This window comes from Thioalkalivibrio sp. ALM2T, assembly GCF_000381505.1.
GTDB lineage: Bacteria > Pseudomonadota > Gammaproteobacteria > Ectothiorhodospirales > Ectothiorhodospiraceae > Thioalkalivibrio > Thioalkalivibrio versutus.
In genome coordinates this window covers 268,991-280,608 of record NZ_KB906558.1, presented here as the reverse complement: position 1 = coordinate 280,608, position 11,618 = coordinate 268,991, and the positions used below count along the sequence as shown (strand labels likewise).

General features: G+C 66.9%; 11 protein-coding genes. 10 read left to right on the top strand and 1 reads right to left on the bottom strand.

The window, feature by feature from the left end:
* The first annotated feature begins 299 nt into the window (after positions 1–299).
* Both F816_RS0106030 and F816_RS0106025 read left to right on the top strand, forming a co-directional pair.
* A complete protein-coding gene (locus tag F816_RS0106030; RefSeq protein WP_019593951.1) occupies positions 300–1,679 on the top strand; it encodes a replication-associated recombination protein A in 1,380 nt (459 codons plus the stop codon).
* A 9-nt stretch (positions 1,680–1,688) separates the two neighbouring features.
* On the top strand, positions 1,689–2,441 hold the full coding sequence (locus F816_RS0106025; RefSeq protein ID WP_019593950.1) for a TVP38/TMEM64 family protein: 753 nt from the start codon (positions 1,689–1,691) through the stop codon (positions 2,439–2,441).
* On the opposite strand, the gene F816_RS0106020 is transcribed toward F816_RS0106025, so the two are convergent.
* On the bottom strand, positions 2,376–2,933 hold the full coding sequence (locus F816_RS0106020; protein WP_018937968.1) for a TMEM165/GDT1 family protein: 558 nt from the start codon (positions 2,931–2,933) through the stop codon (positions 2,376–2,378). The two genes, F816_RS0106025 and F816_RS0106020, sit on opposite strands and share 66 nt — an antisense overlap.
* A gap of 167 nt (positions 2,934–3,100) precedes the next feature.
* Between F816_RS0106020 and F816_RS0106015 the strand changes: the two genes are divergently transcribed.
* The 8 genes from F816_RS0106015 (at position 3,101) to nirD (ending at position 11,618) form a co-directional block, all read left to right on the top strand.
* Entirely contained in the window at positions 3,101–3,343 is a 243-nt protein-coding gene (locus F816_RS0106015; RefSeq protein WP_019593949.1) for a hypothetical protein, read from the top strand.
* A 91-nt stretch (positions 3,344–3,434) separates the two neighbouring features.
* Positions 3,435–3,791 carry a DsrE family protein gene (locus tag F816_RS0106010; protein ID WP_018167932.1) on the top strand — a complete coding sequence of 119 codons (357 nt, stop codon included), beginning with the start codon at positions 3,435–3,437 and terminating at the stop codon, positions 3,789–3,791.
* A 126-nt stretch (positions 3,792–3,917) separates the two neighbouring features.
* Positions 3,918–5,249 (top strand): nitrate regulatory protein, encoded by a 1,332-nt coding sequence (locus F816_RS0106005; RefSeq protein WP_019593948.1) that lies wholly within the window; start codon positions 3,918–3,920, stop codon positions 5,247–5,249.
* Between the two features lie 403 nt (positions 5,250–5,652).
* Positions 5,653–6,957 (top strand): CmpA/NrtA family ABC transporter substrate-binding protein, encoded by a 1,305-nt coding sequence (locus F816_RS0106000; protein ID WP_019593947.1) that lies wholly within the window; start codon positions 5,653–5,655, stop codon positions 6,955–6,957.
* A gap of 48 nt (positions 6,958–7,005) precedes the next feature.
* A complete protein-coding gene (ntrB, locus tag F816_RS0105995; protein WP_019593946.1) occupies positions 7,006–7,944 on the top strand; it encodes a nitrate ABC transporter permease in 939 nt (312 codons plus the stop codon).
* Positions 7,945–7,969: 25 nt separating this feature from the next.
* Positions 7,970–8,770 carry an ABC transporter ATP-binding protein gene (locus F816_RS0105990; protein ID WP_019593945.1) on the top strand — a complete coding sequence of 267 codons (801 nt, stop codon included), beginning with the start codon at positions 7,970–7,972 and terminating at the stop codon, positions 8,768–8,770.
* Complete coding sequence (gene nirB, locus F816_RS0105985; RefSeq protein WP_019593944.1) at positions 8,770–11,259, top strand: nitrite reductase large subunit NirB; 2,490 nt, start codon at positions 8,770–8,772, stop codon at positions 11,257–11,259. The genes F816_RS0105990 and nirB overlap by 1 nt, the downstream gene beginning before the upstream one ends.
* Positions 11,256–11,618 carry a nitrite reductase small subunit NirD gene (gene nirD / locus F816_RS0105980; RefSeq protein WP_019593943.1) on the top strand — a complete coding sequence of 121 codons (363 nt, stop codon included), beginning with the start codon at positions 11,256–11,258 and terminating at the stop codon, positions 11,616–11,618. The genes nirB and nirD overlap by 4 nt, the downstream gene beginning before the upstream one ends.

Sequence of the window (11,618 nt, the reverse complement as noted above, 5' to 3'; positions counted from 1 at the left end):
GATGCGTTCGGGTTACCCCGAGCCCGGTACGGTTCATGGTAGCGATCCGTGAACCGCAAGACACAAGGATGCGTTGAGCGCAGCGAAACGCATCACCATCGAGAACCCGGAATGTCGCCGCCTTCCGACCGATGCGTTTCGCTGCGCTCAACAGCATCCTACCCCGCCAAATGCGGCTCCGGCGCCGTGCCCTTTTTGGCTTTCTCCGTGCCCTCCGTGTCCTCTGTGGTGCAATACGCCCTTCTTCGTGCGCTGCGTGGTGAAAAAAGGTCTTTCGTCCGAAGGGTTACAATCCCCGTATGAGTCATTCCCCCGAAGGCGATCTGTTCGGCCCCGATCCGGACGTGGCCTCGCCCGAACCCGAACCGACCCCGGTAGCCCCGGATCCGTCGGCGCCGCTGGCCGAGCGCATGCGTCCGGCGCGGCTCGACGAGATGGTCGGCCAGGACCACCTGGTTGGCGCCGATGCCGCGCTGCGCCAGGCGATCGAGCAGGGCCAGACCCCTTCGATGATCCTCTGGGGCCCGCCCGGCTGCGGCAAGACGACGCTCGCGCGGCTGGTGGCGGCGGCCGGAGCCCAGCGCCTGGTCACGCTGTCCGCCGTGCTGGCCGGGGTCAAGGACGTCCGTGCGGTCGTCGAAGCCGCGAAGACCCGCCGCCGCAACGGTGTCGGGACGCTGCTGTTCATCGACGAGATCCATCGCTTCAACAAGGGCCAGCAGGACGCACTGCTGCCGCACATCGAGGACGGCACGCTGACCTTCGTCGGCGCGACCACCGAGAATCCTTCGTTCGCACTCAACAGCGCGCTGCTGTCGCGCGCGCGGGTCTATCGCATGGAGGCGGTCGGGGCGGAGGCCATCGAGGCTCTGATCGACCGGGCCCTCAATGACCCCGAGCGCGGTCTGGGCGGGCGCGGTCTGACGCTGGACCCTGAGGAGCGTCAGCGCCTTGCGCGCGCCGCCGATGGCGATGCCCGGCGTGCCCTGAACTGGCTGGAGACCGCCTCGGACCTGGCGCGCGATGGCGCCATCACCGGCGACGCGCTGCGCGCGGTGATGGGGGCGCAGTCACTGGCCTTCGATCGTCAGGGCGATGCCTTCTACGACCAGATCTCCGCCCTGCACAAGTCAGTGCGCGGGTCCGATCCGAACGCCGCGGTGTACTGGCTCACCCGCATGCTGGATGCGGGCTGTGACCCGGACTACCTCGGTCGCCGCCTGCTGCGCATGGCCTACGAGGACATTGGCCTGGCCGCGGTTGGCCTCGGTGCGCGGGTGCTGGCGGCCTGGCAGACCATGGAACGTCTGGGCCGGCCGGAAGGCGATCTGGCGCTGGTACAGGCAGTGATCGAATTGGCCTCCGCACCCAAGAGCAACAGCGCCTATGCCGCGCTGAACGGCGCCCGGGCCGCCATCCGCGACAGCGGCAGCGCGGGCGTGCCCCTGCACCTGCGCAATGCCCCGACCGAGCTGATGCGTGCCGAGGGCTTCGGTGCCGGGTATCGCTACGACCACGACGAACCGGACGGGTTTGCGCGCGGACAGGTCTATCTGCCCGAAGGGCTGGAAGAAGCGCGCTTCTATAGTCCGCGCCGGGATGGCACCGAACGCGCGCTGGCGGAGCGACTGGAGCGTCTGCGCGGCAGCGGCGGTGAAGACCCCGGGGACGGGGGCTGACGGGGTGACATGAGGATTCGACATCACAAGCGCTGGCTGACGGTCGCGGCGATCCTGTTCGGGGTCTCGCTGGCGTGGATCCTGTTGACCACCGAGTGGCCCAGCCTCGGCGTTCCGCTGGGCGAGCTGGAGGTCTGGCTGCTCAGCTGGGGCCCTGGGGCCTACCTGGTATTCGTGCTGGCGTTTGTCGTGCTGGCCCTGTTCCCGCTGCCGAGCACCTTCTGGATCCTGCTGGGCGGGGCCTTGTTCGGTCCCTTCACCGGTGGCGCCCTTAGTCTGCTGGCGGCCACCGTGGCGGCGGTCATCGCCTTTATGCTGGCCCGTACCTGGCTGCAGCCCTGGCTGGTCCCGCGCATGGGGCCGCGCAGTACCCGGCTGCGCGAGGATGTAGAGGCAGAGGGCTGGCGCGTGGTGGCCCTGACCCGGCTGGTGCCGGTGTTTCCGTTTGCGCCCACCAACTATGCCCTGGGACTGGTGCGCCTGCCGCTGCCCGTGTTTGCACTAACGACGGTGGTGGCGCTGATCCCGGGCCTGTTCGCCTATGCCTGGCTGGGGCATGCCACCCGCGAGGTGGCCAGTGGTGCCGACAGCGGGGTGCAACTGGGTCTGGCGCTGCTCGCGGTGCTGGCATTGCTGCTGTTGCTGCCGCGCCTGGTGCGGCGCATCTGGCTGGGACAGAAGATGCTGCGCTCGGAGTCAGACCCAGGCGAGCAGGACTCCGAGGCCCAGGGCGAAGAACAGCAGCGCGGCGAGCGCGCGTAGCAGCCGCAGCGGCAGGTGGCAGGCGAAGCGCTGTCCCAGCCATACGACCGGCGCATTGGCCAGGACCATGCCGATGGTCGAGCCGATCACGACCAGGATCAGGTTGTCGAAGGTCGCGGCCAGCGCGGCGGTAGCCACCTGCGTCTTGTCGCCCATCTCGACCAGGAAGAACAGCACCGTGGTGGTCCAGAACACGCCGTGTTTCGAGGGGGCTGGCAGCTCGTCCTCGCTATCCGGCACCAGCACCCAGGCGGCCATGACGATGAACCCGAGCCCCAGCCCCCAGCGCAGCCACTCGTCCGGCACGCTCGCGCCGATCCAGACGCCGGCCAGCGCGGCGAGGAAGTGATTGGCCAGGGTCGCCACCACGATGCCCCAGATGATGGGCCAGGTCTGCTGGTAGCGGCAGATCAGGAGCAGCGCGAGGAGCTGGGTCTTGTCGCCCATCTCGGCGATGGCGACGATGACGGTGGAGACGAGCAGGGCTTCCATGATGGTCTTCCGGACCGGGCGGCTACTGCGGACCGCGGTGGTGAGGCCAGGGGGTTCCCGGGCCTGCCGAGTCGCGCCCCCCTGAAGCTGGCAAAAGTGTAGAAGGCGGCCCCGTTGCCGGCAAGAACGGGCTGCGCCGTGCGCGGGCCTTGGGTAGGATGCGCACGATGAAAGCCTTCGTACGCTGGGTCGATCGCGCACCGCTGTGGCTGTTTGCCCTGCTGGTGGCCACGCTGGGCCTGGCCCCCTGGATCCCCGAGCCGCATGTCGCGGAGAAGCTGCGCTGGTTGCTCGCCGGCGAGCTGACCCGGGTGCGGGACACCCTCGACCTGGTCATGCACGCCATCCCCTGGCTGCTGATGGCCTTCAAGCTCTACCGGACCAGCGTTACGGTTAGGGGCAGGCCCTGATCCGAGTGTTTCTCCGCGGCTTGTGGGAAATCGACGCCGGCCGTGCCTGCCGCTAGGGTTGCAGCACGTTTCAAGCACTCAGGAGAACCCCATGCGCTTTATTGTTGCTGTCACCGCCGGTACCGACGACCCCACCCGTGCGACGCTCGGCATGATCGCCGCCAACGTGGCCAAGCAGCAGGGCCATGACGTGACCGTCTGGCTGCAGGGCGAGGCCGTGAACATCGCCAACCGCAATGTCTACGACAAGATCGTCGGCCACAACATGCCGGCAATGAAGGACATCGTCGATTCACTGGTCAGTGAAGGCGTCCCGTTCTGGGCCTGCGAGGCCTGCGCCAAGGGCCGCGACGTCGGCGAACACAACTTCCTGCCGAACGCCGAGATGGCCGGCATGGGCCAGTACGTCCAGGCCGTCGCCGACTTCGACCGCTCGATGAGCTTCTGATCGTTCATCGTTGCTCGCGCGCGGGGGTGTGATCCCCCGCTCGTTCTGATCTCCCGCCCCTGCCAGTGCCCCGAACTGGCACATTGCATGCTTGTTTGTTCCGCGAGGCATCCGCGGATCATGAGCATGAGTCAGAATCTCCCCCCGAATACCCTATCGCCGAGCGTTTCGTATGAAGAGGCCATTGGCGATTTCCTGGTCGCCTCGCGCAAATGCGAGGTAGTGAGCCTGGAGCGCCTGCTGGAGGCCGTGCAACTGGTCGGGCGCATCCGGGCCCTAGTGCATCAACTGCAGCGTGAACGCGGCGCTTCCAGCCTCTGGATCGGCTCGGCTGGCCAGCGTTATGCCGAGGAGCTGGGGCAGTATCGAACCGAATCCGACACCACGGCGGCGGCCTTTCGCGAACACCTTGATGGCTGGTTACAGCCGGGGGCCTGTGCCCACGCGCGCAGCCGGTTGCTGGGGCGCATGGCATTGGCCCTGCACGGGCTGTCCGGGCTGCCCAGCCTGCGCGAGGAGGTCAACGAGCGCACGCTTTCGCCGATGGAGGCGATGCGCGGATTCAGCGAACTGATCCGGTCGCTCCTGGCCGTGGTATTCGAGGCAGCGGATTCGGCTACTGACCCGGAGGTCTCCGGTGCGTTGGTCGCTCTTTTGAACTTCATGCAGGGCAAGGAGCTTGCGGGTCAGGAACGCGCGATCGGTGCTGCGGGCTTTGGCCAGGGCGTGTTTGACGGCGAACTGCGCCAGGCGCTGTTACACCGTATCGATGCCCAGGAACGTTCGTTTCGCATCTTCTCCGAGTTCGCCCCGGAATCGGCCTGCGGAGCCTGGCGTCAATTACAGGGCGCGAGCTTCGCCGCCGAGGTCGAGCGCCTGCGCCGTCAGGCCTGCACCCAGGCCGATGGTCAGCCGGCCCCGGCCCCGGCCCGGGCCGAGGCGTGGTTTGCCTGCACGACTGCGCGTATCGACGCGATGAAGGAGATCGAGGATCGGCTGGAGATGCACCTGAACGAGTGCTGCTCCGCGCGCATCGTGGCGGATCGCGCGGACCTGGGTGCGGTGCGTGACCGTATCGCGCAATTGGCCGAGTCGGAGTTACGCGACAGCGTGCCGTATGCGGTGTTCTTCGGTGCGCCCGAGGGGCTGGATTCCGACGGCGTGGGCGGCGATAACCCGCTCAATGTGCCGATCGTCGGACATTCGGTGATGGACCTGGTGCAACGCCAGGCCAGTCGTCTGCAGTCGGTGGAGGACGAGCTGCAGGCGGCGCGCCAGGCCTTGGCCGAGCGCAAGACCATTGAGCGAGCCAAGGCACTGCTAATCCAGCATCGCGGCCTGACGGAGGACCAGGCCTACAAGCTCCTGCGCCAGACTGCGATGAACCAGAACCGGCGTCTGGCCGAGGTGGCCGAGGCGACCGTCGCCATGTCTGACCTGCTGGGGAAGGGCCTGTAGTCCGGCCCCATGGGGAAAGGGGCCGGGGGCTGTATCGCGACGCACCAATGCGGTTCACTTGCACCTCCAATGCGCCCCAGGGTGGTGCCTCAAGCGGTTTGATCCGGGCCTCGAACCCCTCAAGGGTTCGACTCCATGCGGCGAACCGTCCGATTTTTCCGCGCCATGGCGCGATTGTTTCCCGCAGGGTCGCCTAGCAACGGCTAATTGGCACACCTCCTGCAGGAGTATGGGCAAGACGAGCCAATGGCGGTTCGTCGTCTGACAACAGGGAGACCCGCTGACCGGGCCTCCCATGGGACTGGACAAAGGCGTCCATCACCCGGCTGCACGAGCAGCCGGGCTGATGCGACGCCTTTTTTCGTTTTTGCACGGGAATTCTGACTAGGGGAGTGAGCCCGCAATGACTGATCACACAAACGACACGAAGAAGACCTCCGGACTGTCGCGCCGGCGTTTCCTGGGCGGCGTGGCTGCAGGTATCGGCGCAACCGCGATGGGTATGTCGGGCGCCGCGCCCTGGGGGTATGCAAAGGCTGGCAACGGCAAGCCGGAGACCACCGAGGCGAAGCTCGGGTTTATTGCCCTGACGGATGCCGCACCGCTTTTTATTGCGCTGGAGAAGGGCTTTTTCGCCGCTCACGGCATGCCCGATGTGCAGGTGCTGAAGCAGTCCTCTTGGGGCACGGTGCGCGACAATCTGGATCTGGGGTCGCAACGCGGCGGAATCGATGGCTCGCACATCCTCACGCCAATGCCCTACCTGATCCATCGCCGGGGCACGCCGATGACGATCCTCGCGCGACTGAACCTGGCCGGGCAGTGCATCTCGGTCGGGGATGAGTACGCGGACCTGAAGGTCGGCACCGACACCACGGAGTTCAAGGGCGCCCTGGCCGAGAAGGCCGCCGGCGGTGACGACATTCGTGCGGCGATGACCTTCCCCGGCGGCACCCATGACCTGTGGATCCGCTACTGGATGGCCGCCGGCGGGATCGATCCGGACCGCGACATCGCCACCATCGTGGTCCCGCCAGCGCAGATGGTCGCCAACATGCGCGTGGGTTCCATGGACACCTTCTGTGTCTGCGAGCCGTGGAACATGCAGTTGATCAATCAGGGCATCGGTTACACCGCCAACACCACCGGCGAACTGTGGCACAACCACCCGGAGAAGGCGCTGGGCATGCGTGCCGACTGGGTGGAGGCTCATCCGAACGCGGCGCGCGCCCTGACCATGGCGGTGATGGAGGCGCAGATGTACTGCGAGGACCCGGCGAACAAGGAGGAGGTCGCCGAGATCTGCTCGCGCCGGCGCTACATCCACGCCCCGTACGGCGACATCATCGACCGCATGCAGGGGAACTTCGACTACGGCACCGGCCGCGTGGTCGAGGACCACCCGGACCAGATGCGCTACTGGAAGGACCAAGCCTCCTACCCGTTCAAGAGCCACGATCTGTGGTTCCTCACCGAGGACATTCGCTGGGGCTACTTGCCGCCGGACCTGGACATGCAGGCCTTGGTGGACGAGGTGAACCGCGAGGACATCTGGCGCGAGGCCGCTGCCGAGCTGGGTATCGACTCCGCCGACATCCCCGAGTCCACCTCGCGCGGCAAGGAGGCGTTCTTCGACGGCAAGGTCTTCGACCCGGAAGACCCGCAGGCCTACCTCGACAGCCTGGAAATCAAGGCGATCGCGTCCTGACGCCGTCGTCCGACGACACTCGAACAAACGATTCAAGAGGATTTCGCGATGAGTGCCATTCTCGACCGCACCATGACCTTCGGCTCCGGGCGCGAGCGCCCGGCGGCCGCGGGTGCGACCACCCAACCCGTGGCCAGGAAGGTCGCGACGACCGCGACCAAGCCGCGCAAGATCCCCGGGGGCGACCCCGGGGCCTGGGGCCGGCGCCTGCGCCACACCGCGGCGGTGGTGGTGCCGCCGGTGATTGTCACGGCGCTTTTTTTGCTCATCTGGGAGATGATGGCGTCATCCCAGGGAGCCGTGTTGCCCGCCCCGAGTCAGGTGATCACCGACACCTGGGAACTGATCGTCAACCCGTTCTACGACTATGGCGGTAATGACGTCGGCATGGCCTGGCAGTTGCTTGCCAGCCTTGAGCGCGTGGCCTACGGCTATGCGCTGGCGGTGGTCGCCGGTATCGGCCTGGGCGTGCTGGTGGGCCAGTCCACCTGGGCGATGCGCGGACTTGACCCGCTGTTCCAGGTGCTGCGCACCGTGCCGCCGCTGGCCTGGCTGCCGATCTCGCTGGCCGCGTTCCAGGCCAGCAATCCGTCGGCGATCTTCGTGATCTTCATCACCGCGATCTGGCCGATCATCATCAACACCTCGGTCGGCATCCGGAATATCTCGCAGGACTACGTGAACGTGGCCCGCGTGCTGCGCCTGAACGGCTTCGAGTACTTCACCAAGATCATGCTCCCGGCCGCCGCGCCGTATGTCTTCTCCGGTTTGCGCATCGGGATCGGTCTCGCCTGGCTGGCGATCGTGGCCGCCGAGATGTTGATCGGCGGTGTCGGCATCGGCTTCTTTATCTGGGATGCCTGGAACGCCTCCATGCTCAGCGACATCGTGCTCGCACTCGTCTACGTCGGCCTGGTCGGGTTCTTCCTCGACCGTCTGGTTGCCATCGTCGGCAATTGGGTTACCCGTGGCACGCAGGCCGGCTGAGTCGGCCCCTCACAGGAGAAACATCATGACCAGCTATCTCTCCATCGAACACGTCCACAAGACCTTCGGCGAAGGGCCTTCGGCGACCGAGGTGCTGCGCGACGTCGACCTACACGTGGACCGTAGCGAGTTCATCTCCATCATCGGCCACTCCGGCTGCGGCAAATCGACGGTGCTCAACATCGTCGCCGGGCTGCTGGAGACCAGTACCGGCGCGGTGATCCTGGACGGCAAGGAAGTCAGCAAGCCGGGACCGGATCGCAGCGTGGTGTTCCAGAACCACTCGCTGCTGCCCTGGCTGACGGTGCGCGACAACGTGGGCCTGGCGGTGGACAAGACGTTCCGTGGTAAGAAATCCCGCGCCGAACGCCGTGAGTGGGTACTCGCGACGCTCGAGATGGTCGGCATGAGCCATGCGCTCGACAAGCGCCCGGACGAGATCTCGGGCGGCATGAAGCAGCGCGTGGGCATCGCCCGGGCGCTGGCCATGGAGCCGAAGGTGTTGCTGATGGACGAGCCCTTCGGTGCACTGGACGCACTGACCCGGGCCCACCTGCAGGACGAGGTGATGCGCATCCAGTCCGATCTGGGCAACACCGTGCTGATGGTCACCCACGACGTGGACGAGGCGGTGCTGCTATCCGATCGCATCGTGATGATGACCAACGGTCCGGCGGCGACCATCGGGCAGGTGCTGGATATCGAGCTGGAACGCCCGCGCGACCGCCTGGCGATGGCCGACAACGCGGAATACAACCACTACCGGGCCGAGGTGTTGCGCTTCCTCCATGAACGCCACAGAAACCCGGAAGCGGAGGCCGCGTGATGAACGGCTCAAGCGAAAAGCCGCGGCTTGTACTGGTCGGCAACGGCATGGCCGGGATGCGCACGGTCGAGGAGCTGCTGAAGCTCAAGCCCGACATGTACGACATCACCGTGTTCGGTGCCGAACCCTGGGGCAATTACAACCGCATCATGCTCTCGCCGGTGCTGGCCTCGGAGAAGACCGTCGACGAGATCATGCTGAACGACGATGCCTGGTACGCCGAGCACGGGATCACCCTGCACAAGGGCAAGCGCATCGAGCGGATCGACCGTGTCGGTCGCCGGGTGATCGCGGAGGACGGCACCGAGGCACCGTATGACCGGCTGTTGCTGGCGACCGGCTCGGATCCGGTGATGATCCCGGTGCCGGGCGCCGATCTCGACGGCGTGGTCGGCTTCCGCGACATCCACGATGTCGACGCGATGCTGGCGTCCAGCCGCGTGCATCGGCGTGCGGTGGTCATCGGCGGTGGGCTGCTGGGGCTGGAGGCCGCGAACGGCCTGATGCGCCAGGGCATGGACGTGACCGTGGTGCATCTGATGGATCACCTGATGGAGCGCCAGCTGGACGCCGCGGCGTCCGGCATGCTGCGCGCTTCGCTGGAGGAACGCGGCATGCATTTTCGCATGGCGCACCAGACCCAGGCGATCCTCGGGGACGCGCGCGTCACGGGCGTGCGCTTTGCCGATGGCAGCGAGATCGACACCGATCTGGTGGTGATGGCCGTCGGCATCCGCCCGAATGCCGCGCTGGCCGAGTCCTCCGGGCTGCACTGCGAACGCGGCGTGGTCGTGAACGACACCATGCAGACCTATGACCCGGCGATCTACGCGGTCGGGGAGTGCGTGCAGCATCGTGGGGCCACCTATGGCCTGGTCGCGCCGCTGTGGGAGCAGGCCAAGGTCTGCGCCAACCACCTGGCGGAGTACGGGATCGGGCGCTACGAGGGCTCGATCACCTCGACCAAGCTGAAGGTCACCGGGATCGACCTGTTCTCCGCCGGCGACTTCAGCGGCGACGAGACCACCGAGGATCTGGTGTTCCAGGACGCCGCGCGCGGCGTCTACAAGCGCCTGGTGCTGAAGGATAATCGCATCCAGGGCGCAGTGCTCTACGGCGACACCCTGGATGGCTCCTGGTACTTCCAGTTGATGCGCGACGGCACGCCGGTCGCCGATATCCGCGAGAACCTGCTGTTCGGCCAGGCGCATATCGGCGACTCCGGCCACGGCGACGAGGCCTCGCGCGTGGCGGCGATGCCGGACAACGCCGAGATCTGCGGCTGCAACGGTGTGTGCAAGGGGGATATCGTCCAGGCGATCAGCGAGCACAAGCTGTTCACGCTGGAGGACGTGCGCGCCCACACCAAGGCCTCGAACTCCTGCGGTTCCTGCACCGGACTGGTCGAGTCGCTACTGGCGACCACGCTGGGCGGGGACTACTCCGACGCCCCGGCGAAAAAGCCCGTCTGCGCCTGCACCGACCACAGCCACGACGAGGTCCGCGCGGCGATCACCGGCGACGGCCTGAAGACCATGGACGCGCTATTCGCGGCCCTCGGCTGGAAGACCCCGAACGGCTGTCATGTCTGCCGCCCGGCGCTCAACTACTACCTGCTGGCGGCCTGGCCGAAGGAGTACCAGGACGACGCCCAGTCGCGTTTCATCAACGAGCGTGCCCACGGCAACATCCAGAAGGACGGGACCTACTCGGTGATCCCGCGCATCTGGGGCGGGGTGACCACGCCGGCCGAGCTGCGCGCGATCGCCGAGGTGGCCGAGCGCTACCAGGTGCCCACGGTCAAGTTCACCGGCGGCCAGCGCATCGACCTGCTGGGCGTGGAAAAGAGCGACCTGCCAGCGATGTGGCGCGATCTCGGCCAGGCCGGGTTCGTCTCCGGTCATGCCTACGGCAAGGCCCTGCGTACGGTGAAGACCTGTGTCGGCTCCGAGTGGTGCCGTTTCGGCACCCAGGACTCCACCGGCCTCGGCATTCAACTGGAGCGGATGAGCTGGGGCTCGTGGACCCCGCACAAGTTCAAGATGGCCGTTTCCGGCTGCCCGCGTAACTGCGCCGAGGCGACGATCAAGGACCTTGGTGTGGTCTGCGTGGACTCCGGCTACGAGCTGCATGTAGGCGGCAACGGCGGGGTGAAGGTCCGCGCGACCGACTTCCTCTGCAAGGTGGAGACCGAGGCCGAGGTGCTCGAATACGCCGGGGCCTTCATGCAGCTCTACCGCGAGGAGGCGCGCTACCTGGAGCGCACCGCGCCATGGATCGAACGCGTCGGCCTGACCCGGGTGAAGGAACGCCTGGTGGAGGACGCCGAGAACCGCGCCGTGCTGTATGCGCGCTTCCTCGAGTCGCAGGAGGTGGCGCAAGTGGACCCCTGGGCCGAGCGGGCCGCCGGGCACGCGGCGCATGAGTTCATTCCCATCCGGCCGGTGGATGGCACGCCGGGGACCCCGCGTCCGGAGGTGTCGGCATGAGCTGGACCGCGATCTGTCATCTCGATGAGATCCCGCCGCTGGGTGCGCGGGTCGTTGCCGGCCCCAACGGCGATATCGCCGTGTTCCGCACTGCGGACGATCGGGTCTTCGCGCTACGCGACCAGTGCCCGCACAAGGGCGGGCCACTGTCGCAGGGCATCGTCCACGGCGAACGCGTGACCTGCCCACTGCACAACTGGGTGATCGACCTGCAATCCGGCGCAGCCACCGGCGCGGATTCGGGTTGCACGCATGCCTTCCCGATCCGCGTGACCGAGGGCCAGGTGTGGCTGGACCTGTCCGCCTCCGCCGCTGATTCGGACGCGGCACCGGTGGTTGACTGCCGCGAGGCGGGCTGA

Excerpts from the sequence above, each read along its gene's own strand:
- F816_RS0106025 (WP_019593950.1), top strand. The coding sequence starts at position 1,689 with ATGAGGATTCGACATCACAAGCGCTGGCTGACGGTCGCGGCGATCCTG.
- F816_RS0105990 (WP_019593945.1), top strand. The coding sequence starts at position 7,970 with ATGACCAGCTATCTCTCCATCGAACACGTCCACAAGACCTTCGGCGAA.
- ntrB (WP_019593946.1), top strand. The coding sequence starts at position 7,006 with ATGAGTGCCATTCTCGACCGCACCATGACCTTCGGCTCCGGGCGCGAG.
- F816_RS0106005 (WP_019593948.1), top strand. The coding sequence starts at position 3,918 with ATGAGTCAGAATCTCCCCCCGAATACCCTATCGCCGAGCGTTTCGTAT.
- F816_RS0106020 (WP_018937968.1), bottom strand. The coding sequence starts at position 2,933 with ATGGAAGCCCTGCTCGTCTCCACCGTCATCGTCGCCATCGCCGAGATG.
- F816_RS0106030 (WP_019593951.1), top strand. The coding sequence starts at position 300 with ATGAGTCATTCCCCCGAAGGCGATCTGTTCGGCCCCGATCCGGACGTG.
- nirD (WP_019593943.1), top strand. The coding sequence starts at position 11,256 with ATGAGCTGGACCGCGATCTGTCATCTCGATGAGATCCCGCCGCTGGGT.
- F816_RS0106000 (WP_019593947.1), top strand. The coding sequence starts at position 5,653 with ATGACTGATCACACAAACGACACGAAGAAGACCTCCGGACTGTCGCGC.
- F816_RS0106015 (WP_019593949.1), top strand. The coding sequence starts at position 3,101 with ATGAAAGCCTTCGTACGCTGGGTCGATCGCGCACCGCTGTGGCTGTTT.
- nirB (WP_019593944.1), top strand. The coding sequence starts at position 8,770 with ATGAACGGCTCAAGCGAAAAGCCGCGGCTTGTACTGGTCGGCAACGGC.
- F816_RS0106010 (WP_018167932.1), top strand. The coding sequence starts at position 3,435 with ATGCGCTTTATTGTTGCTGTCACCGCCGGTACCGACGACCCCACCCGT.